The organism is Bradyrhizobium sp. 195, from assembly GCF_023101665.1.
In the GTDB taxonomy this organism is placed as follows: Bacteria; Pseudomonadota; Alphaproteobacteria; order Rhizobiales; family Xanthobacteraceae; genus Bradyrhizobium.
The window spans coordinates 2,564,968-2,585,155 of sequence record NZ_CP082161.1 but is presented as its reverse complement, the minus strand read 5'-3'; the positions used below and the strand labels follow the sequence as shown (position 1 = coordinate 2,585,155).

The following is a 20,188-nucleotide window of genomic DNA, read 5'->3' as shown; positions in this document are numbered from 1 at the left end:
GTAGATGAAGTCCGCCTCCTCCGCCGAGCGCTGGCGCACTGCGATGCTCTATGCCTGGGTTGCCGCGGGCAGCATCGTCGGTGGCCTGTCGCGTTATCTGGTCGGGCTCGCGCTCGACACCGGACCGGGCTTTCCCTTCGCGACGCTGTTCATCAACGCCACTGGATCGCTGATCATCGGCTTCTACGCGACGCTGACCGGCCCCGACGGCCGCATGCTGGCGCGGCCCGAGCACCGGCAGTTCGTCATGACCGGGTTCTGCGGCGGCTACACCACCTTTTCGACCTTCAGCCTCGAGACCTTCCGCCTGTTCCACGGCGGCATGAAATACACCGCACTCGCCTACATCGCCGCATCCGTGTTCTGCTGGCTGGTGTCGGTGTGGATCGGCCATATGATGGCGAGCCGCTACAACCGCTTGACAAGGAGCTGACCATGCAAATTCCCAATCAGGCAGTTGCGCTCCGGATCTTCATCGGCGAGAGCGACCATTTTGGCGGCAAGCCGCTCTACGAAGCGATCGTGATGACGGCGCGCGAGCGGCACCTCGCCGGCGCCACCGTGCTGCGCGGACCGATGGGGTTCGGCAAGTCGAGCCGGCTGCACACCTCGAAGATCCTGCGGCTGTCGGAGGACCTGCCGCTCTTGATCGAGATCGTCGACAGCGAGGATAGCATCAACGCATTCCTGCCCATCCTGGATGGCATGATGTCGAGCGGGCTGATCACCTTGGAGAAGGTGCAGGTCCTGCAATATGGTGCGAAGACCGCGAGCTGATGGCCGCGGCCGCACCCCCAGCCCGCCGTGTCCAGGAGGCGGAATGAACGACACTGTCACCAAGCCGAAGACGCGGACGAAGACCAAGGTCGAGCGGCCGAAGCTGCACAAGGTCATCCTGATCAACGACGACTACACGCCGCGCGAATTCGTCACCATGATCCTCAAGGCCGAATTCCGCATGACCGAGGATCAGGCCTACAAGGTGATGATCACCGCCCACAAGCTGGGCGCCTGCGTCGTCGCCGTCTTTACCAAGGACGTCGCCGAGACCAAGGCCACGCGCGCCACCGACGCGGGCCGCGCCAAGGGCTATCCGCTGCTGTTCACGACGGAGCCGGAGGAGTAAGGCTCAGCCGGCGAGCGCGTGCCTTTCTTCCGCAAGCCCGTACACGCGCTGCGCCTTGGAAAATCCTGCGATCGGAAATTCTCCGAGCTCGTGCCAGTCGTGGCGGCAGACATTGGCAAAGCCTTCCGAGGCCACAACGGTCCGTCCCAGGCGTCCCGTGATCTTCTCGAGCCGGGCCGCGAGATTGACGGCCGGGCCGATGCAGGTGAAGTCGAGTCGGTTGCCGCCGCCGATATTGCCATAGAGGATATTGCCGACGTGCAACGCGACGCCGAAGCGGAACCGCTCGACGGCCTCCCCGACCGGAATGGCGAGCGCCTCGACGCTGGCGCGGGATTCGCGCGCCGCCTCCAGCACACCCGCGCAGACATGGGCGGCATCGCCGACATATTCGTCGATCGGGAATACGGCGAGCAGGCCATCGCCCATGAACTTCAGCACCTCGCCGCCATGATCCCGGATCGCGGTCACCTGGCAGTCGAAATAGTGATTGAGGATCTGAACCACCGTCTCGGCGGGCAGCCGGTCCGACAGCGCGGTGAAACCGCGCAGGTCCGAGAGCCAGATCGCAGCCTGCATGGTGTCGTTGTGGCCGCGGCGGATCTGACCGCCGAGAATGCGGGCGCCGGCCCGATTGCCGACATAGGTGTCGAGCAGCATCTCGGCGGTGCGACGCAGGCTGACGATTTCGCTGACGCGCGCAAGCGGTGCAATGATGGCCCGGATCGCCGCGATGTCGTCGTCGCTGAAGCCGCCGGGCTGCCGCGTCATCCAGCTCGTCGCGTTGACCGAGCCGTCGAGGAACGACAGCGGCACCGCGACATAGTCGGTCACGCCTTCGGCGCGCATGTCCTGGATGATCGGGAACCGTTTGCTGTCGGGATCGTCGACGCGCCCTCTGACCTCCAGCCCCTGCTCGAATACGATTCGAAGCGGGCTCTGGGCGAACTCCGGCGAGTCCAGCACATCGAACTCGACGGCGCCGATTTCGACCTCTCCGCCCTGCCGCCAAATGAAGTTGCGGCCGAATACTTCGGGGTGGAGCGTGCGGATGAAAATGCCGAACCGGTACAGCGGCAGGCCGGCTGCGACCAGACGTTCGCAGAAATCCGCGATCATCTCGACCGGCTCTACCGTCGACCAGGCGCCATCGATCAGCCAGTTGGAGACGCGCTGAAGCTCGGAGGTTCCCATGTCCGCATTTGCCGACGAAGTTGTGGGATCGTCAAGCTGCGCGGTCGGCTAGTACCGTTAGATCAACGCCCCACCTGTCCGCGATCGCGCAGGAAGTGATCGGCCAGCACACAGGCCATCATGGCTTCACCGACGGGGACGGCGCGGATGCCGACGCAGGGGTCATGGCGGCCCTTGGTGAAGATTTCAGTGTCCGCGCCCTGGCGATCGACGGTCAGACGGGGCTGCAGGATCGATGAGGTCGGCTTCACCGCGAAGCGCACCACCACGGGCTGTCCCGTGGAGATGCCGCCCAGCACGCCGCCGGCATGGTTGGACAGGAAGCGCGTGCCGTCATTGCCGGTGCGCATCTCGTCGGCGTTCTCCTCGCCGGTCAATTCCGCCGCGCCAAAACCGGCGCCGATCTCGACACCCTTCACGGCGTTGATGGTCATCATCGCACCCGCCAGATCGGAATCGAGCTTGGCGTAGATCGGCGCGCCAAGGCCCGCCGGCACACCCTCGGCGACGACCTCGATCACCGCACCGATCGAGGAGCCGCTCTTGCGGATGCCGTCGAGATAGGTTTCGAAGAACGCGGCCTTGTCCTTGTCCGGGCAGAAGAACGGATTCTTGGCGACCTCGTCCCAGTCCCATTTGTCCCGGTCGATCTTGTGCGGCCCCATCTGCACCAGTGCGCCCCGCACCCTGACGTCGGGCAGTACCTTTCGCGCGATGGCACCGGCGGCAACGCGCGTCGCGGTCTCGCGCGCCGAGGAGCGACCGCCGCCGCGATAATCGCGCAGACCGTATTTGGCCTCATAGGTGAAGTCGGCGTGACCCGGACGAAACTTGTCCTTGATCTCGGAATAGTCCTTGGAGCGCTGGTCGGTGTTCTCGATCAGGAGCCCGATCGGCGTGCCCGTTGTCACCTGCACGCCGGTCTCCGGGTGCGCCATCACCCCGGAGAGGATCTTGACCTGGTCAGGCTCCTGGCGCTGGGTGGTGAAGCGCGATTGGCCCGGCCGGCGGCGATCGAGATCGCCCTGGATGTCGGCCTCGGTGAGCGGAATCATGGGCGGACAGCCATCGACCACGCAGCCGATTGCCACCCCATGGCTCTCGCCGAAGGTGGTGACGCGGAACATGTGGCCGAAGGTGTTGAAGGACATCGCTGCTCGCAGGCTTGGTTCCGGCGTGTGGTAACGCGCGGGGGGCCGGGGGTCAAACCCGCAGCCGCTCCGAAAGACGGCGGACTGGCTTAACTATACTTCTCCAGCCGGCCGTCGCGGAACACGTAAACGGCGCCCTGCTCGATATAGAGCTCGGCGGCGCTCACCGGCGTCTCCAGGCCGAGCGAGACCATCAGGGCCCGGCAGGTGCCGCCATGGGCAACGGCGACGGTGTCGGCCCGGAGCTCGTCGTACCAGGCGCGCACGCGGACTTGCACATCGGCATAGGTCTCGGCGCCCGCAGGTCCCACCGTCCATTTGTCGGCGAGGCGCCGAGCATAGATCTCAGGATCTTTCGCCTCGCTCTCGGCCAGCGTCAGCCCTTCCCAGGTGCCGTAGCCGATCTCGCGCAGCCGATCATCGAGCGCATATTCCGTAGGCGGCAGTTCGAGCTTGCGGCGTGCGAGTTCCATGGTCTGGCGTGCACGGCCGAGCGGGCTCGACACGTAAGGCAGGGCCGCCTTGTCGCAACCGTCGCGCTTGAACAGGTCGGCGAGAATGCCGCCGGCCTGTACGGCCTGATCGCGCCCGCGCGCATTCAGCGGAACGTCCTTGGTGCCCTGAAGCCTCCCGAGCGCATTCCACTCGGTCTCGCCGTGGCGAAGATAATAGATCGTGGGCACGGGCATTCCAGATCTAAGGCTAGTCCTTGCCGCCGAACGAAATGTCCGGCGCATCGGGCCGCTTCATGCCGAGTACGTGATAGCCGGAATCGACGTGATGCACCTCGCCGGTGACGCCGCGCGAGAGGTCGGAGAGGAAATACAGCGCGCTGCCGCCGACGTCCTCGGTCGACACGTTGCGCCGCATCGGCGCGTTGGTCTCGTTCCACTTCAGGATATAGCGGAAGTCACCGATGCCAGAGGCGGCGAGCGTCTTGATGGGACCTGCCGAGATCGCGTTGACGCGGATGTTCTTCTCGCCGAGATCGGCAGCAAGGTAGCGCACGCTGGCCTCCAGCGCCGCCTTGGCCACGCCCATCACGTTGTAATGCGGCATCCACTTCTCGGCGCCGTAATAGCTGAGCGTGATGAGCGAGCCGCCATCCGTCATCAGCTTCTCGGCGCGCTGCGCCACCGCCGTGAACGAATAGCAGGAGATCAGCATCGACTTGGAGAAATTCTCCGGCGTGGTGTCGACGTAGCGGCCCTCGAGCTGCTCGCCGTAGGCGATCGCGTGCACCAGGAAGTCGATCTTGCCCCACTTCTCCTGCAGCACCGCGAAGGCGGCATCGATGGTCGCGGCATCGGTGACGTCGCAATGGCCGAGCACGAGCCCGCCGATCTCGGCGGCGAGCGGTTCGACGCGCTTCTTCAGCGCATCGCCCTGATAGGTGAAGGCGAGCTCGGCGCCGGCGGCGTGGCATGCCTTGGCGATGCCCCAGGCGATCGAGCGGTTGTTGGCAAGGCCGAGGATCACCCCGCGCTTTCCTTGCATCAGACCTGAATTCTGCGCCATTTTGAACGTCCCGTCGAACTCTTGCTGAGGTCTGGAGGTACACCAGCGCTCCCCTGCGGTACAGCCCTAATACGCGGCGTTAACGCTGTTTCGAGCGCCGGAATAGCCGTTCCGTTCGGGTGTTATGATCGTTGAGGCGCTTGCGCCGGACACCAGGACGTCAAGACCGCAATGAGTGCGTTTCGCCAGAGTGTGGAAGCCATGATCCCGGCGTTGCGCCGCTACGCCCGCGCGCTCACGCGCGACGCGGACGCGGCCGATGATCTGGTGCAGGACACGCTGGTGCGGGCGCTGCGCTCAGAGCGATTGTTTCTCGGAGGCGACGTCAGGAGCTGGCTCTACACGATCCTGACCAACCTCAACAAAAATCGGCGGCGCTCGCTGGCGAGGCGGCCGCAATTCATGCAGCTGACGGAGAACAACCCGGATGCCAGCGGCACCGAAGCCGAAGGGCGCGACATCGAGAGGGCACTGGCCACGCTCGTCGAGGAGCAACGTTCGGTGCTGCTTCTGGTCATGCTGGAGGGCATGAGCTACCGCGAGGTCGCTGACATCCAGGGCGTGCCGATCGGCACCGTGATGTCGCGCCTGGCTCGCGCCCGCGCCCACGTCAAGGCCTCGCTGGAAGGCGAGCGCACGACGCTTAGGCGGGTGAAATGATGGCAGGGTTGATGCATCGCGTACGGTCCGCCCGCATGCCGATGGAGCGAGCGACGTTGAGCGACGAAGAACATTTTGGGCGGCAGAGCCAGAGACGACCGATATGAACGACCGCAACATTCCGATCACCGAGGACGAACTGCACGCCTATGTCGACGGCGAGCTGCCGGCCGAGCGCCGCGCCGACGTCGAGGCCTGGCTTGCCGCTCATCCTGAAGAGGCCGAACGCGTGCAATCCTGGCGTGCCATGGCGGAGATGCTGCACGCCCGCTACGACGCCATCGCCCAGGAGCCGGTGCCGGCGCGGCTGGAGCTCGAGCGGCTGGAACGCCGCCCGCGGCAATGGCTCTATGGCGCGGCCGCCGCTGTGCTGGTTGCTTTCCTCGCCGGCGGCACGGCTGGCTGGGTCGCGCATGGCGCCGCCAGCGCCCCCTCGGCCTTCCAGAACTTTACCGCGGACGCGCTCGACGCCCACCGCCTCTATGTCGTCGAGGTCCGCCACCCCGTCGAGGTCGGCGGCAACGAGCGCGACCACCTCCAGGCCTGGCTGACCCGGCGCTGCGGCTGGACCGTGTTCGCGCCGAACCTGGAGGCCAGCGGGCTGAAGCTCGTCGGCGGCCGGCTTTTACCGGGGCCGAGCGGCCCGGCATCGTTCCTGATGTATGAGGGCGCTTCTGGCGAACGCTACACGATCTACACCGCCAAGACTGAGAATGGTGCGACGCAAATGCGTTACGCCAGAACGGACAAGGACGGCGCGTTGTTCTGGGCCGAGCGCGGCGTCGGCTACGTCGTCAGCGGCGGCGGTGATCGCGACCGGCTGACCAAAGTGGCACAGGCCGTCTACGATCAGGCCGAGAAAAACGGCACCTGAGCAACCGCATAGAGGCGGTGCCTCGATTCCGTCATTGAAAATTTGGAATGAAGACATCGGCGCGTCTCATTATCGCACCGGATGATCACGCGAAAATGAGCAGCGTTCGATCCGCCGATCGACGCGGGCGGCCTCGATTGGGGTTTTTGGTACCGCGCTGGTCCCCCTCTCGAGGCCGCACCCTTTTATCGGCTGCCCCGCCGGACAGCCGACACGTCACAAACGTCAGCGTCGAAGCGCGAGCCGCGCTTCAGGCGTATGTTGAGCATCATCCTTTCGGGAAGAGAATGCTCCCATCGTCGAGCTGGCCTCGGATAGCGCCCTAGCCGAGTCCGCTACGTGGATTGTAGGGGTGTTGGTCCCGCCACTTCTCCATCAATGCTTCAAGCTCGGCGTCGTTCCCGTCCGGTAGCATAATCCTGATGGTGACGAAGAGATCCCCGGTTCCACCAGCTTTGGGCAGGCCCTTGCCCTTGAGGCGGAAGGTCCGGCCACTCGAGGTGTTTTTCGGGACCGAAAGCTCCACGGCATTGCCGAGGGTGGGCACGCGGACCTTGGCCCCGAGCACCGCCTCGTAGAGCGTGACCGGCAGGTCGATGCGCAAGTCGGCGCCCTCAACCTTGAAGTAGGCGTGCGGCGCGATGCTGATGGTGATCAGGAGATCGCCGGGCGGATGGCCCTGTGCGGACTCGCCTTGTCCCCGGAGCCGGATCTGCTGGCCCTCGGTGACGCCGGCCGGAATCTTGACGTTGAGCTCCTTGCCCGTCGGCAGCCGGACGCGCTTCTCGCCACCCTTGACGGCCTCTTCCAGCGAGACGGACATGGCAACATTCACGTCGAGATCGAGCCCGACGCCGCCGGTGTCGAATTCGAACTGCCCGGCACTGCCGGCTCCGGGCCGCGCGCCACGCATCCCGCCGCCGAACATGCTGTTGAGGATATCCTCGAATGCGCCGCCGCCCTGGCCAGGGCCGCCGCCGGAGCGGAACGTATAGCTCTCGAATCCGCCGGGACCCGCGCGCCCGCGCGGCCCGCCGCCGCCCGGAAAACCTTGGAAGCGCGGCTTGCCGTCGGCGTCGATCTCGCCGCGGTCGAACTGCTTGCGCTTGTCCTCGTCGCCGATGATCTCGTTCGCCGAGTTGATCTCGGAGAAGCGCTCGGCGGCTTTCGGGTCGTCCTTGTTGCTGTCGGGATGGTGCTTCTTGGCAAGCTTGCGATAGGCGCTCTTGATCGCGGCAGCGCTGGCGCTCCGCGGCACCCCCAAGACCTCATAGGGGTCGCGCATCCGTCACGTCTCCTTCAAGAAATCGAATTGTTCAAAGGGCTCCCCGCCCCACCTGCGAACCATGTGGGGAGAGAGTGGCATTTTTGCAACTAGGGGCGTGTGCCGATTCCTAGCTCCGCCACGGCTTTAGCGTATGAATCTCCCAACGGCCACGGGTGCTTTGGCAACCGGCGCCCTGGAGCCAGCTTTCGGTGCTGCCGTTGACATAGCTCGCCAGGAAATCGCGGCATTTGCGGCCGTCCTCAGCGGCATAGGACTGCGCGATCGGCGTCACCGACCCGCGCGCGCCGGTCTCCGGATTCTCCCAATGCTGGCTGGAATCCTTGTCGCCCTTGCTGAGGACGTCGGAGGCGGCGTTGCGGGCGAAGGCGAGATCGGTGTCGGTCGGCGGGGCGTCCTTCGCCGGTCGCGCGATCGAGCCGGTGAGGTCATTGTCGTCGGCCTTGGCGTAGGCATTCTTGTCGTTGCGGGAAAAGCTGCATCCCCCGGTCCCGAGCGCGACGAGCATGATCGTCATGACAAAGCCGGACGGCCGGATCGCCGATAGGCCAACGCGTCCCCATGCCCTATATAGGGCGGTAGCGGACAACAACGCGTTTTGGGCCGCGGGACGCAACTCGGACTCCAGACATGACCGACACGACCTCGATGAAACACCAGACACCCTTAACATCCGGTGATTTCACCGCCGCCGACGAGCCTTTTGCGCTGTTCGAGACCTGGCTGAACGAGGCGATCAAGAGCGAGCCGAACGATCCGAACGCGATGGCCCTCGCAACCGTCGACCCCCAGGGCTTGCCTGACGTGCGCATGGTGCTGATGAAGGGCTTCGATACCGAGGGTTTTGTCTTCTACAGCCACATCGCCAGCCAGAAAGGACGCGAACTCGCCGCAAATCCTAAGGCAGCGTTACTTTTTCACTGGAAGTCGCTGCGCCGTCAGGTCCGCATCCGCGGCAACGTGACGCCGGTGACCGAGGCCGAGGCCGACGCCTATTTCGCCACCCGTCCCAAGCAGGCGCAGATCGGCGCCTGGGCGAGCAAGCAGTCGCAGGAGCTGGAGAGCCGCTTCGCCTTCGAACAAGCCATCGCGAAAGTCGCGGCCAGATACGTCATCGGCGAGGTGCCGCGGCCGTCGGGGTGGAGCGGCTGGCGCATCACGCCCTCGCGGATCGAATTCTGGCACGACCGCCCATTCCGTCTGCACGACCGCATCGAATTTCGCCGTGACGCGGCCGGACAGAAGTGGTCCAAGACGCGGATGTACCCTTGAGCCTGATCTCGAACCTCGTCTCGAGCTTTGAGCCGACCTGAAAGATGTCCATGCCGCATTCGTCCAATGCGCCGCGCCGTACGCTGCTCCTGACCGGAGCCAGCCGCGGTATCGGCCACGCCACCGTGATCCGCTTCTCCTCGGCGGGCTGGCGCGTCATCACCTGCTCGCGGCATCCCTTTCCGGAGGACTGCCCGTGGGACGCCGGACCTGAAGACCACATCCAGGTCGACCTCGGCAATCCCCAAGACACAGCGCGCGCGATCAGCGAGATCCGCAACCGGCTGGAGGGCGGCACGCTGCATGCGCTGGTCAACAACGCCGCCATCTCGCCGAAGGGCGCGGGCGGCTCCAGGCTCGGCTCGGTCGACACCGATCTAGACACCTGGACGCATGTCTTCCACGTCAACTTCTTCGCGCCGATCATGATGGCGCGCGGGCTGATCGAGGAATTGAAGGCGGCCAAGGGCTCGGTCGTGAACGTCACCTCGATCGCGGGCTCGCGCGTGCATCCCTTCGCGGGCGCCGCCTATGCGACCTCGAAGGCCGCGCTGGCCTCGCTGACGCGCGAGATGGCCTCCGACTTCGGCCGCGTCGGCGTGCGCGTCAACGCGATCGCGCCGGGCGAGATCGATACCTCGATCCTGTCGCCGGGCACCGAGAAGATCGTCGACCAGCAGATCCCGATGCACCGGCTCGGCACGCCCGACGAGGTCGCCAAGATCATCTACGTGCTGTGCACGGACACCTCGTCCTACGTCAACGGCGCGGAGATCCACATCAACGGCGGCCAGCACGTGTAGTCCGTTCGGATCATTGCGATCTGTTGGTCCCGTCATCCTGAGGCGCGAAGCTTGCAACGCGCAGCGTTGCAAGCGAAGCCTCGAAGGATGAACGGCCGAGATGCAGCCGGGCCGTCGCCCTTCGAGGCTTGCTCTGCAGCGCTGCGCGCAGCAGAGCGCGCACCTCAGGGTGACGGTCATAAGCCTTTGCCTCGCTTTCTATCGCAGTGCAGTAGGGTGGGCAAAAGGCGCACAGCGCCGTGCCCACGATCTCCCTCCATGAGCAACAAGGCATGGGCACGCTGCGCTTTGCCCACCCTACGAGATCGAGATTGTGGCGGGCAGCTCAGCTTGCAGACTGGATTGCTTCGTCGCAAGGGCGCCTCGCAATGACGGAGAATGAGGCGGCAGGTTGCTTCTCCAAGTGACACTGTCATTCCCCGCGAAAGCGGGGAATCCAGTACGCCGCGGCCTCTCGGTTCAATCGCTGGCGTCTCTGGAATACTGGATCGCCCGGTTGAACCGGGCGATGACACCGCGTGTGTGGTGACAGACATGACTATTCGACCTCGCGGCTGAATTCGCCCGAGCTTTGCTTCATCTCTCCGCCTCTAAATCCAAGAGGGCGCAGGGAAGGCCGGGTGCTTAGCTCGCACCCGCGGTCTGCTGCGCAATAGGCACATGCAGAAGAACCGCACAGCAGCATACAGGTGTGGCCGATCACTCGACCTTCCCTGCGCGATGGTCGGACGGCGTATGCCGGGCTCTCCCGGGAGCCGAACTTTCCTTCTGGCCTCCCTCGCCCCGCGAATTGATGATGCGGTCTGCCCGGTTGGGCTCGCTCGCATCTTCGCAAGACTTGACCGTAGCAACGACGGCCAGGACCACACGGTTTTGCCGTACGCACGGCCCGCCATTTCGCCGCAGTTTTTCCAGCCCTGTCGACAAAGCCGGAAACTTACAGGCGAGACGAACCTAGCAGCGCCGCTCGTCCGCACGCGGCCACGGGCTCACAGGGACTACCCGCCCTGCCCGCACCTCTCATGCCGACGCTGCCGCGTCCACCGCAAGCCCGGCTCGCGACAGTGACGACACATCGTCGCCCCTCTTGGTGAGCCGGGATGAACGACACATACGCCGAAACCGAATTTCGGTAAAGTGGAATATTTTCGCGCGCGTGGATTGACAGAGCGCGACACAGGCTCTGTTTTGACCGGATTGGGGTTCAGTCGCTCTCTAGCGCAGCCGCCAATCGGACGTCACAGTGATTGTCCTGAAAAGAAAGGAAGCAAGGCGATCCAGACAACGCCGCCGCAAGACCTGGATCGCCCTCGCCTTCCGTTCCTCAATCGATTCGAATCCGACGTGACCGGTCGCGCGGCCGCGGAGCGGCCGTGCTGAATGCAGTCGAGCAGTCGTCGTCGTTCTCACCGTCGAGCAGCGGAGCACCACAGTGCCGGCACATGCGTGCCGACATCGACGACGCCTTGCCGCTCGCCAGGACCTGACGATAGTTCGCGAGGTCGATGACGTTGCGGGGCGACGTTATGTGTTTTTCAACCATGGTTGTTCCTCGCGGCTACGCACTGCTTATCGCAGACAAGTTTCGCGCAAACGTTCAGTCCACCGCTCAAATTTTACCGGAGGAATTGGGGCGGCAGGCACGCATCACCGCGTGGCCGCAATCCCGCTCTATTCTGCGACACCAACAGCCATGTCTCTGCAAACGGTGTAAGGTCTCGGTAGGGATCTTCGCTTGAGCATCATCTCCGCGCAATTGCGCTCGGCGTTTGTCGCGAGGGAAAACCGCTGCACACTTTGCGCTACGCGGCCCTCCGGGTCCGGATCATGCTCCTACAGCCACTTCTTCCACTTGAAGATCCAGTACGGGACGATCGCGGCGATCAGCATCATCACCAGCGCCATCGGATAGCCGTGCACCCATTCGAGTTCCGGCATCACCTTGAAGTTCATGCCGTAGATCGAGGCGATCAGGGTCGGCGGCATCAGGACAACGGCCATGACCGAAAACAGCTTGATGATGTTGTTCTGCTCGAGATTGACGACGCCGAGCATGGCATCGAGCACGAAGGTGATCTTGTTGGAGAGATAGGAGGCGTGGTCGGTCAATGAGGCGACGTCGCGCTGCATGGTCTTGAGCTGCTCGCGCATGTCCTTCGACCATTTGATGCCCTCGACCACCGCCGAGAGGAAGGTGACGACGCGGCCGATCGACACCAGGCTCTCGCGAACCTTCGAGGTCAGATCGCCCTTGCGGCCGATCGAGATCAGGATCTGGGAATATCGCTTGGCCTGCCCGTGGCGCTCGCTCTCGGGCTCGAAGATGTCGTGCGAGACCTGGTCGATCTCGGCGCCGCATCGCTCCAGGATGTCGGCACAGCGGTCGATCACGGCGTCCAGCAGCTCCATCAGCACCATCTCGCCCGTGATCGCGGGCGTGCAGGAACGGGCGAGCTTGGCCTCGACCAGGGCGAAAGGCTTGGGCAGATCGTAGCGCACCGTCACGAGGCGGTGGTCGCCGAGGATGAAGGTCACCGCCGTGGTCCGGGGCATGTCGGTATCGGAGTGGCACATCAGGGTCGCGGTCATGTAGCGCGCGCCATTCTCCATATAGAGGCGGCTGGAGATCTCGATCTCCTGCATGTCTTCCCGGGTCGGGATGGCGATGCCCGCGAGCCGCTCCACCGCCTTGTCCTCTGCTGCGCTCGGATTGACGAGATCGATCCAGACCGCGCTCTCCGGCAACACCGTGAGATCCTCGACGACAGCCTTCTTGAGGGTCCCCTCGGAGGGAACAAACACCGAAAACATGCACAACTCCAGAGAACCTGCGTCAGAATGACAGCCCTTAGCGCGATTCTGACAAGTTCACGATGACAACCAGATTAACGAAGCGTTTGCATTTGCGGCGCTGCCATGGCCCAACTGTGGCCGGGAATCGACAGTTCGGCGCTTCTTGCCCAAAAACCTCCACGTCTTCCCCGAATTTGCGGCAGAAAAGCCACAGCCACGGTCTTGCAGCGCGGGAAAAGGGCTTCAGTGCTGGAATTGTGGCAGATTTCAACGATAATGCGGATTAACGGAGTCGAGGAACTTGGGCGCTAAGCTCAAGCGTTCCGCACGGTATTGTTTTGATTGGAACCAAATCATGTCGTCGCTGAAAATTAAGCTGGTAATCTTGGCCGCCGGCCTGATGCTGTCGGGCTGCATGCAGGCCACGCATTACGAGGCGACCGACACCAAGGCCTTCAAGCCAAAGGACAAGGACCTGCTCGCCAAGGTCAGGTATGAAAATACTCCGGTCGCAGAGCCGTTCCGCCGCGCCATCGTCCAGTACCATCGCAAGGAATCGCCGGGCTCGATCGTGGTCGATTCCGACAACCATTACCTCTATTACGTCCTGGAGGGCGGCAAGGCGATCCGCTACGGCATCACCGTCGGCGAAGAGGCCATGGCCTGGTCCGGCATCGCCAAGGTCGGCAGCAAGACCGAGTGGCCGGCCTGGCACCCCACCCCCGGGGAAATTTCGCGCCTGGGCGTGCCGACCTATGTGGCACCCGGCCCGGACAATCCGATGGGCTCTCGCGCGATTTACCTCTATTCCGGCGGCAAAGACACGTTGTTCCGCATCCACGGCACCAACCAGCCAGAATATATCGGCGCCTCGATCTCGTCAGGCTGCATCCGCCTGACCAACGAGGACGCGATCGATCTCTATGATCGCGTCAAGGTCGGCACCCTCGTCGTGGTGCTGGAGCCGAAGCATGGCGACTCGCCCTACAATTCGCGGCTTGCGCTCGGCGGCAGCCAAACCGGCCAGGCTGGCAGCTACTGATCGCCTCCTGAATCTCTGAGATCCAAAAGCGCCGGTTTCACCGGCGCTTTTTTGTTGCCGGCTTGTGCGGCCGGGACTTGCCGCCATTGGCCGCCGGCTTTTCCGCAGGTGCTGGAGCCTTCTCCGCCGCCTCGTCGTCAGCTCCGTCCTTTGCCTCGGGCTTGGCCGCGACCTCGCGTGGCGGCGCCTCCTCGGGGCGTTCCGCCGGCAGCAGCGGAGCGACCTGTGGCAGCGGATCCCAGACGTTCCACTGGCAGATCCGGTAGTCGTTACGCCGCTGCGCCAAGTCGAGATGGATATGGTCCTCGTGGTACCAGTCCGAACCCGGACCGAGCACCGTGGAAAACCGCGCGCAGACCGAGTGCAGCACGCGCTCACGCACCTCGCGCGTCATGGTGCGGTCGGTAAGGCCGATCGATTGCCCGTTGGCCAGCTTGATGGCGCGGACGTCGATCGCATTGGCCTTGCCGTGCTCCGACAGCATCGCGCCGACGACGCGGTTGCGGCCGCGGCACTCGAACGAATCGAAATTGTCGAGTTCGCTGATGGTCGAGCCGAGGCTGGTGGCCAGCGGCACCATGTCCTTGCGCAGCCAATCAGCGATCGCGGACGCCATGGTGCAGCGGAGAATCGCCGCCGGCTTGACCGTCACCTTGCGCTTGTCCGGCAGCACGACGGCTTCCAGCCGCACCAGATCCTCGCCGCCGCAGGCGCCGGGGCCGCGGATATCCGGAATTGAGGGCGCGATCGCGATCTCCTCGGTCAGCGCGAGACGGCAGGCCGAGAGCGGCTTCTGGGGCGGCTGCGCAACCTCGGCAGGCTTGTCGGGGCCGGGCTTGTCCGGAGAAGGCTTGCCGTCAGTTTCCGGCGGAGCCTCGTCCGATGCTTTGGGCGCCTCCTCGGGGCGCGGTCTCGGCAGCGGGATCTTGGCGGAATGAACCGCTACGCGCGGCCGTGGTGTGGCGATACCGAAGATATCCAGCGGGGAAGCATGTTTTCGCGCCTCTGCCCTTTCGGCGAGCACGAGCGACAGCCCGAGCGCAGCGGTAACCATTGCCGCGCCAGCGGACATATAGCCGCGACAAGACCATTTGCGGCGAAAGTCCGGCAGGCTAAAACTCATGACAATTCTTTGGCCCAACGCTGAGAGCGACAACGCGCCCAGCGAATTCTCGGAGGAACGTCGGAATGCTTGGTTTGATGCAAGATTGGCCCCTGCTCTGCCACCGGATCATCGAACACGCCGCCAGGATTCATGGCAAGCAGGAGGTGGTTACACGCTCGGTCGAGGGACCGATTCACCGCACCAATTACGCCGAGATCCACAAGCGCGCGCTCAAGGTCTCGCAGATGCTGGAGCGCGACGGCATCAAGCTCGGCGACCGTGTCGCAACGATTGCCTGGAACACCTGGCGCCATCTCGAGGTGTGGTACGGCATCATGGGGATCGGCGCCATCTGCCATACCGTCAATCCCCGCCTTTTCCCCGAGCAGATCGCCTGGATCATCAACCATGCGCAGGACCGCATCGTGATGACCGACATCACCTTCGTACCGGTCCTGGAGAAGATCGCCGACAAGCTGACAAGCGTGGAGCGCTACGTCGTGCTGACCGACAAGGCGCACATGCCGCAGACGACGCTGAAGAATGTGGTCGCCTACGAGGACTGGATTGCCGAGGCCGACGGCGAATTCAAATGGAAGGACTTTGACGAGAACACGGCAGCCGCGATGTGCTACACGTCGGGCACGACGGGCGACCCGAAAGGTGTGCTGTATTCGCATCGCTCCAATGTGCTGCACGCGCTGATGGCCAACAATGTCGACGCCCTCGGCACGAGCGCGTCCGAGACAATGCTGCCGGTGGTTCCGCTGTTCCATGCCAACAGCTGGGGCATCGCCTTCTCCGCCCCTTCGCAGGGCACCAAGCTGGTCATGCCCGGCGCCAAGCTCGACGGCGCCTCGGTGTATGAGCTGCTCTCGACCGAGAAGGTGACGCACACTGCCGGCGTGCCGACGGTGTGGCTGATGCTGCTCCAGCACATGGCGGCCAATAATCTCAAGCTGCCGGACCTGAAGATGGTGATCTGCGGCGGCTCGGCGATGCCGCGCTCGATGATCAAGGCCTTCCTCGACATGGGCTCGAACGTGCGTCACGCCTGGGGCATGACCGAGATGAGCCCGATCGGCACCGTCGCGGCGCTGAAGCCGCCATTCCAGAACGCCACCGGCGATGCGCGGCTCGACGTGCTGCAGATGCAGGGCTATGCGCCCTTCGCGGTCGAGATGAAGATCACCGACGATGCCGGCAAAGAGCTGCCCTGGGACGGCAAGACCTTCGGCCGCCTCAAGGTTGCCGGCCCGGCCGTCGCCAAGGCCTATTACCGGGTGGATACTGACATCCTCGACGAGGAGGGCTTCTTCGACACCGGCGACGTCTCGACCATCGACGAGGACGGCTACATGCGGATCACCGACCGCTCCAAGGATGTCATCAAGTCCGGCGGCGAGTGGATCTCCTCGATCGACCTCGAAAATCTCGCGGTCGGCCATCCGGCGGTGGCGGAAGCTGCCGTGATCGGCATCTTCCACCCCAAATGGGACGAGCGGCCGCTCCTGATCGTGCAGCTCAAGCAGGGCCAGCAGGCCACGCGCGAGGACATCCTGAAATACATGGACGGCAAGATCGCCAAATGGTGGATGCCGGACGACGTCGCCTTCGTCGAGGGTATTCCGCATACCGCCACCGGCAAGATCCTGAAGACGGCGCTGCGCGACCAGTTCAAGGATTACCGCTTCCCGAACGCGGCGGCGTAAAGCCTAAGTACACACCGTCATTCCGGGATGGTCCGAAGGACCAGACCTCAGGTGCGCAATTGCGCACCGGGGAATCTCGAGATTCCGGGTTCGATGCTTCGCATCGCCCCGGAATGACGGGCCGTAACAGTCCGGTCACCCTTGAATTTGCTCCCGCGCCGTGGTCTCAACGACCCATCGTCGCGCCAAATCGGCCGGCATCGCTCCAAAACTCCGGCAGAGCTCACTCGATGGCCCGCAGGTTTTCCGCTCCCTATCAGTCGGAGCCCGTGTCCAGCCTCGCGAGCTGGGCGCGCAATCTGGCTGTGTTCGCGGTGGTGGCGGTGGTGGTGTCGGTCATCATCGTCCGCTTCGATTTCCTGGAGCCGAAGCCGGCGCTTGCGACCTTCCTCGGCGGCCTCGCGATCGCCGGCCTCTCGATCCTGTTCGGGCTCGCCGGCTTCGCTGCGATCTGGCAGAATGGCTCGCGCGGCATGGCGCGCATCCTGCTCGCCTTGCTGATCGACGGGGCGATCCTCGCCTACCCCGCCTATCTCGGCCTGCAATATCGCAAGCTGCCGGCGATCCACGACATCACCACCGACCCGATCGATCCTCCGCGTTTCGAGGCGCTGGCGCGCCTGCGCACCGGCGAGGGCACCAACAGCGCGGTCTATGCCGGCCTCTATTCGGCGGAGCAGCAGCGCCACTTCTACCCTGATATCGAGCCGGTCGAGCTCGAGATTTCCGTCGACCGCGCCTATGCGATCGCGCTGCAGCTCGTCAACAAGCGCAAATGGATCGTCATCGACGAGCGCGCACCGCAGCCACCGCGCCGAATCGGCCGCATCGAGGCGGTGGCGCGCACGCCAATCATGGGTTTTCGCGAGGACGTTTCGATAAGGTTCGTGGCGGATGGCGATGATTCCCGCGTCGATATCCGCTCGGCCTCGCGCAATTTCGACAGCGATCTCGGCAGCAACGCCGCGCGCGTCAAGAAATTCATCGACGATCTCAACACCGCGGCCGACGCCGACGCGCTCAAACCGGTGAAGAAGACGCCGGTCGCTCCGCCGAAGGCACCGGCAAAGACAGTGAAGAAGTAGCAAATGGCGAATGGCGAATAGCGAGTGGAAGCCACCTTTCCTATTCGCTACTCCCTATTCGCCATTCGCCCTAAGCCATCCTGTAGGTCCCGCCGATCACCGGATCGCCCTCGGTCGCGACCACGCCGCGGGCGACCAGGTCTTCCAGGTGCGCCAACACCGAATAACCTGCCGCCGTCGTGAGCCTCGGATCGATGCCGATATAGATCGCGCGCACCATGGTCGGGATGTCGGTCTCGCCCTTGGCGAGGCGGTGCAGGATCGAGGCCTCACGCGCCTTGCGGTGACGGATCAGGAAGCGCACGAAGCGCTGGCCGTCGGGAATCTCGGGGCCGTGGCCGGAGAAATAGAGGTCTTCCTCGCGTGCGGCGAGCCGGTCGAGCGAGTCCATGTAGTCGGTCATCGAGCCGTCGGGCGGCGCCACGATCGAGGTGGACCAGCCCATCACGTGATCGCCGACGAAGTTGAACTTTCGCTCCGGCCAGGCGAATGCCAGATGATTGGCGGTGTGCCCCGGCGTCGCCACGGCCTCAAGCCGCCAGCCATCACCTTCGACGACGTCGCCATGTGCGAGGCTGACGTCCGGTGCGAAATCGCGGTCGGCGCCGGATTCCGGATTGTGCTTCTCGCTCTCGAAACGTGGGCGCGAGGCCCGGTGCGGGCCTTCGGCATAGACCGGCGCCCCTGTCGCCTGCTTGATCCGCGCGGTGTTCGGCGAATGGTCGCGATGGGTGTGGGTGACGAAGATATGGCTCACCGTCTCGCCGCGCACGGCATCGAGCAGCGCAGCCGCATGCGCCGCATCATCAGGACCGGGATCGATGATCGCGACGTTGCCGTTGCCGACGATGTAGCTGACCGTGCCGGTGAAGGTGAACGGGCTCGGATTGTTACAGAGCACGCGGCGCACGCCGGGTCGGACCTCCTCGACGATGCCGGCTTTCAGCGGAAAGTTGCGGTTGAACGGGACATCGTCATTGTCGGACATGGGGACTTCCTGCGCACTGCTGCCCCAACCCTCGCCGTCATACCCCGCGAAGGCGGGGTATCCAGTACGCCGAGGCGTTTGTGGCGAAGGCTAGGTCTCTGGAATACTGGATCGTCCGCTTTCGCGGACGATCCAGCGGAGCATATCAACCACGCTCGTTCTAGGGCTCAGAAAAACGCCTGAATACCCGTGATGGCGCGACCCAGGATCAGGGCGTGGACGTCGTGGGTGCCCTCGTAGGTGTTGACGGTCTCGAGGTTATGGACGTGGCGCATCACGTGATACTCGATCGAGATGCCGTTGCCGCCGTGCATGTCGCGGGCGACACGGGCAATGTCGAGGGCCTTGCCGCAATTGTTGCGCTTCATGATCGAGATCATCTCGGGCGCGAACTTGCCCTCGTCCATCAAGCGGCCGACGCGAAGCGAGCCCTGCAGGCCGAGTGCGATCTCGGTCTCCATGTCCGCGAGCTTCTTCTGCACCAGCTGGGTCGCGGCGAGCGGCTTGCCGAACTGCTTGCGGTCGAGCGTGTACTGGCGCGCGCGATGCATGCAGTCCTCGGCGGCGCCAAGCGCGCCCCAGGAGATGCCGTAGCGGGCGCGGTTGAGGCAGCCGAACGGCCCCTTCAGGCCCGAGACGTTGGGCAGCAGCGCGTCTTCGGGAACCACGACGCCGTCCATCACGATCTCGCCGGTGATGGAGGCACGAAGCGAGAGCTTGCCGCCGATCTTGGGCGCCGACAGGCCCTTCATGCCCTTCTCCAGCACGAAGCCGCGGATCTGGTTGTCGTGCGCGGCCGACTTGGCCCAGACCACGAACACGTCGGCGATCGGCGCGTTCGAGATCCACATCTTGCTGCCGGTGATGCGATAGCCGTCCGAGACCTTCTCGGCGCGGGTCTTCATGCCGGCCGGGTCGGAGCCGGCATCGGGCTCGGTCAGGCCGAAGCAGCCGACCCACTCGCCGCTGGCGAGCTTCGGCAGGTACTTCTTGCGCTGGTTCTCGTCGCCATAGGCGTAGATCGGGTACATCACCAGCGAGGACTGCACCGAATTCATCGAGCGATAGCCGGAATCGACCCGCTCGATCTCGCGCGCGACGAGGCCATAGGCGACGTAGCTCGCATTGGCGCAGCCATATTCTTCCGGCAGCGTGATGCCGATCAGGCCGAGCTCACCCATCTCGTTGAATATCTCGCGGTCGGTCTTCTCCTCGAGATACGCCTTGGTGACGCGCGGCAGCAGCTTGTCCTGGGCGTAGGCGCGGGCGGTGTCGCGCACCATGCGCTCATCTTCGGTCAGCTGCTCGTCGAGCAGGAATGGATCGTCCCACTGGAAAGAAGCCGCAGCCGGCTTGTCCTTGGTCTGAGGGCGCACGCTCATGAAACGTCCTTTCGTCTGGTTCCGTCAAAATTTGCCCGACAAAGTAAAGCGCCGCGGCAACAAGTGCAATTGCATCCTGGTTCGGTCATTCCGGGGCGACGCAACGGGACCGCGCAAGTGCGGCCCGGAGCGTCGAACCCGGAATCTCCTCGCCTCTACGACGTCCGGGTCTGGCACTTTCAGCGCCATCCCGGAATG

At 64.2% G+C, this 20,188-nt stretch carries 21 protein-coding genes; 10 read left to right on the top strand and 11 right to left on the bottom strand.

What is annotated here, in order from left to right; translation table 11 throughout:
* Positions 1–4 precede the first annotated feature (4 nt).
* The 3 genes from crcB to clpS are packed head-to-tail and all read left to right on the top strand — an operon-like array spanning position 5 to position 1,126.
* On the top strand, positions 5–433 hold the full coding sequence (gene crcB / locus IVB26_RS12030) for a fluoride efflux transporter CrcB (RefSeq protein ID WP_247971847.1): 429 nt from the start codon (positions 5–7) through the stop codon (positions 431–433).
* Between the two features lie 2 nt (positions 434–435).
* Entirely contained in the window at positions 436–777 is a 342-nt protein-coding gene (locus IVB26_RS12025; RefSeq protein ID WP_247971846.1) for a DUF190 domain-containing protein, read from the top strand.
* A gap of 43 nt (positions 778–820) precedes the next feature.
* On the top strand, positions 821–1,126 hold the full coding sequence (gene clpS / locus IVB26_RS12020; protein WP_212080890.1) for an ATP-dependent Clp protease adapter ClpS: 306 nt from the start codon (positions 821–823) through the stop codon (positions 1,124–1,126).
* 3 nt (positions 1,127–1,129) lie between these two features.
* Here the strand turns inward: clpS and IVB26_RS12015 are convergent, their stop codons facing one another.
* From IVB26_RS12015 to fabI, 4 genes are all read right to left on the bottom strand, one after another.
* A complete protein-coding gene (locus IVB26_RS12015) occupies positions 1,130–2,320 on the bottom strand; it encodes an adenylate/guanylate cyclase domain-containing protein (protein ID WP_247971845.1) in 1,191 nt (396 codons plus the stop codon).
* 62 nt (positions 2,321–2,382) lie between these two features.
* A complete protein-coding gene (gene aroC, locus IVB26_RS12010) occupies positions 2,383–3,471 on the bottom strand; it encodes a chorismate synthase (protein WP_247971844.1) in 1,089 nt (362 codons plus the stop codon).
* An 89-nt stretch (positions 3,472–3,560) separates the two neighbouring features.
* Positions 3,561–4,160: a histidine phosphatase family protein gene (locus IVB26_RS12005; RefSeq protein ID WP_247971843.1), complete on the bottom strand. Its 600-nt coding sequence runs from the start codon at positions 4,158–4,160 to the stop codon at positions 3,561–3,563.
* 13 nt (positions 4,161–4,173) lie between these two features.
* Complete coding sequence (gene fabI, locus IVB26_RS12000) at positions 4,174–4,989, bottom strand: enoyl-ACP reductase FabI (protein ID WP_246924785.1); 816 nt, start codon at positions 4,987–4,989, stop codon at positions 4,174–4,176.
* A 171-nt stretch (positions 4,990–5,160) separates the two neighbouring features.
* On the opposite strand from fabI, the gene IVB26_RS11995 reads away from it, so the two are divergent.
* Both IVB26_RS11995 and IVB26_RS11990 read left to right on the top strand, forming a co-directional pair.
* On the top strand, positions 5,161–5,649 hold the full coding sequence (locus IVB26_RS11995; RefSeq protein ID WP_247971842.1) for an RNA polymerase sigma factor: 489 nt from the start codon (positions 5,161–5,163) through the stop codon (positions 5,647–5,649).
* Between the two features lie 103 nt (positions 5,650–5,752).
* Complete coding sequence (locus tag IVB26_RS11990) at positions 5,753–6,523, top strand: anti-sigma factor family protein (protein WP_247971841.1); 771 nt, start codon at positions 5,753–5,755, stop codon at positions 6,521–6,523.
* A 322-nt stretch (positions 6,524–6,845) separates the two neighbouring features.
* Here the strand turns inward: IVB26_RS11990 and IVB26_RS11985 are convergent, their stop codons facing one another.
* Both IVB26_RS11985 and IVB26_RS11980 read right to left on the bottom strand, forming a co-directional pair.
* A complete protein-coding gene (locus IVB26_RS11985) occupies positions 6,846–7,808 on the bottom strand; it encodes a DnaJ C-terminal domain-containing protein (protein ID WP_247971840.1) in 963 nt (320 codons plus the stop codon).
* A 109-nt stretch (positions 7,809–7,917) separates the two neighbouring features.
* On the bottom strand, positions 7,918–8,325 hold the full coding sequence (locus IVB26_RS11980; RefSeq protein WP_247971839.1) for an RT0821/Lpp0805 family surface protein: 408 nt from the start codon (positions 8,323–8,325) through the stop codon (positions 7,918–7,920).
* Between the two features lie 113 nt (positions 8,326–8,438).
* Here IVB26_RS11980 and pdxH point away from each other — a divergent pair, with 113 nt between their 5' ends.
* Together pdxH and IVB26_RS11970 are read left to right on the top strand one after the other, a co-directional pair.
* A complete protein-coding gene (gene pdxH, locus IVB26_RS11975; RefSeq protein WP_247971838.1) occupies positions 8,439–9,080 on the top strand; it encodes a pyridoxamine 5'-phosphate oxidase in 642 nt (213 codons plus the stop codon).
* A gap of 50 nt (positions 9,081–9,130) precedes the next feature.
* Positions 9,131–9,883, top strand: a complete 753-nt coding sequence (locus IVB26_RS11970; protein WP_247971837.1) for an SDR family NAD(P)-dependent oxidoreductase — start codon at positions 9,131–9,133, stop codon at positions 9,881–9,883.
* Positions 9,884–11,207: 1,324 nt separating this feature from the next.
* Here IVB26_RS11970 and IVB26_RS11965 read toward each other — a convergent pair.
* Both IVB26_RS11965 and IVB26_RS11960 read right to left on the bottom strand, forming a co-directional pair.
* Complete coding sequence (locus IVB26_RS11965) at positions 11,208–11,426, bottom strand: hypothetical protein (protein WP_038972668.1); 219 nt, start codon at positions 11,424–11,426, stop codon at positions 11,208–11,210.
* A gap of 290 nt (positions 11,427–11,716) precedes the next feature.
* Positions 11,717–12,694 (bottom strand): magnesium transporter CorA family protein, encoded by a 978-nt coding sequence (locus IVB26_RS11960; RefSeq protein WP_247971836.1) that lies wholly within the window; start codon positions 12,692–12,694, stop codon positions 11,717–11,719.
* Between the two features lie 337 nt (positions 12,695–13,031).
* Between IVB26_RS11960 and IVB26_RS11955 the strand changes: the two genes are divergently transcribed.
* Positions 13,032–13,718 (top strand): L,D-transpeptidase, encoded by a 687-nt coding sequence (locus IVB26_RS11955; RefSeq protein WP_246921042.1) that lies wholly within the window; start codon positions 13,032–13,034, stop codon positions 13,716–13,718.
* A gap of 37 nt (positions 13,719–13,755) precedes the next feature.
* Here the strand turns inward: IVB26_RS11955 and IVB26_RS11950 are convergent, their stop codons facing one another.
* Positions 13,756–14,841: an extensin family protein gene (locus IVB26_RS11950; RefSeq protein ID WP_247971835.1), complete on the bottom strand. Its 1,086-nt coding sequence runs from the start codon at positions 14,839–14,841 to the stop codon at positions 13,756–13,758.
* Positions 14,842–14,906: 65 nt separating this feature from the next.
* Between IVB26_RS11950 and IVB26_RS11945 the strand changes: the two genes are divergently transcribed.
* Complete coding sequence (locus IVB26_RS11945; RefSeq protein WP_247971834.1) at positions 14,907–16,535, top strand: fatty-acid--CoA ligase; 1,629 nt, start codon at positions 14,907–14,909, stop codon at positions 16,533–16,535.
* A gap of 230 nt (positions 16,536–16,765) precedes the next feature.
* Positions 16,766–17,620: a DUF1499 domain-containing protein gene (locus tag IVB26_RS11940; RefSeq protein WP_247971833.1), complete on the top strand. Its 855-nt coding sequence runs from the start codon at positions 16,766–16,768 to the stop codon at positions 17,618–17,620.
* Positions 17,621–17,690: 70 nt separating this feature from the next.
* Here IVB26_RS11940 and IVB26_RS11935 read toward each other — a convergent pair whose 3' ends face one another.
* Entirely contained in the window at positions 17,691–18,608 is a 918-nt protein-coding gene (locus IVB26_RS11935) for an MBL fold metallo-hydrolase (RefSeq protein WP_247971832.1), read from the bottom strand.
* 167 nt (positions 18,609–18,775) lie between these two features.
* Complete coding sequence (locus tag IVB26_RS11930) at positions 18,776–19,990, bottom strand: acyl-CoA dehydrogenase (RefSeq protein WP_247971831.1); 1,215 nt, start codon at positions 19,988–19,990, stop codon at positions 18,776–18,778.
* Positions 19,991–20,188 lie beyond the last annotated feature (198 nt).

Coding starts and splice junctions, on each gene's coding strand:
- crcB (WP_247971847.1), top strand. CDS start 5: ATGAAGTCCGCCTCCTCCGCCGAGCGCTGGCGCACTGCGATGCTCTAT.
- IVB26_RS12025 (WP_247971846.1), top strand. CDS start 436: ATGCAAATTCCCAATCAGGCAGTTGCGCTCCGGATCTTCATCGGCGAG.
- clpS (WP_212080890.1), top strand. CDS start 821: ATGAACGACACTGTCACCAAGCCGAAGACGCGGACGAAGACCAAGGTC.
- IVB26_RS12015 (WP_247971845.1), bottom strand. CDS start 2,320: ATGGGAACCTCCGAGCTTCAGCGCGTCTCCAACTGGCTGATCGATGGC.
- aroC (WP_247971844.1), bottom strand. CDS start 3,471: ATGTCCTTCAACACCTTCGGCCACATGTTCCGCGTCACCACCTTCGGC.
- IVB26_RS12005 (WP_247971843.1), bottom strand. CDS start 4,160: ATGCCCGTGCCCACGATCTATTATCTTCGCCACGGCGAGACCGAGTGG.
- fabI (WP_246924785.1), bottom strand. CDS start 4,989: ATGGCGCAGAATTCAGGTCTGATGCAAGGAAAGCGCGGGGTGATCCTC.
- IVB26_RS11995 (WP_247971842.1), top strand. CDS start 5,161: ATGAGTGCGTTTCGCCAGAGTGTGGAAGCCATGATCCCGGCGTTGCGC.
- IVB26_RS11990 (WP_247971841.1), top strand. CDS start 5,753: ATGAACGACCGCAACATTCCGATCACCGAGGACGAACTGCACGCCTAT.
- IVB26_RS11985 (WP_247971840.1), bottom strand. CDS start 7,808: ATGCGCGACCCCTATGAGGTCTTGGGGGTGCCGCGGAGCGCCAGCGCT.
- IVB26_RS11980 (WP_247971839.1), bottom strand. CDS start 8,325: ATGACGATCATGCTCGTCGCGCTCGGGACCGGGGGATGCAGCTTTTCC.
- pdxH (WP_247971838.1), top strand. CDS start 8,439: ATGACCGACACGACCTCGATGAAACACCAGACACCCTTAACATCCGGT.
- IVB26_RS11970 (WP_247971837.1), top strand. CDS start 9,131: ATGCCGCATTCGTCCAATGCGCCGCGCCGTACGCTGCTCCTGACCGGA.
- IVB26_RS11965 (WP_038972668.1), bottom strand. CDS start 11,426: ATGGTTGAAAAACACATAACGTCGCCCCGCAACGTCATCGACCTCGCG.
- IVB26_RS11960 (WP_247971836.1), bottom strand. CDS start 12,694: ATGTTTTCGGTGTTTGTTCCCTCCGAGGGGACCCTCAAGAAGGCTGTC.
- IVB26_RS11955 (WP_246921042.1), top strand. CDS start 13,032: ATGTCGTCGCTGAAAATTAAGCTGGTAATCTTGGCCGCCGGCCTGATG.
- IVB26_RS11950 (WP_247971835.1), bottom strand. CDS start 14,841: ATGAGTTTTAGCCTGCCGGACTTTCGCCGCAAATGGTCTTGTCGCGGC.
- IVB26_RS11945 (WP_247971834.1), top strand. CDS start 14,907: ATGCTTGGTTTGATGCAAGATTGGCCCCTGCTCTGCCACCGGATCATC.
- IVB26_RS11940 (WP_247971833.1), top strand. CDS start 16,766: ATGGCCCGCAGGTTTTCCGCTCCCTATCAGTCGGAGCCCGTGTCCAGC.
- IVB26_RS11935 (WP_247971832.1), bottom strand. CDS start 18,608: ATGTCCGACAATGACGATGTCCCGTTCAACCGCAACTTTCCGCTGAAA.
- IVB26_RS11930 (WP_247971831.1), bottom strand. CDS start 19,990: ATGAGCGTGCGCCCTCAGACCAAGGACAAGCCGGCTGCGGCTTCTTTC.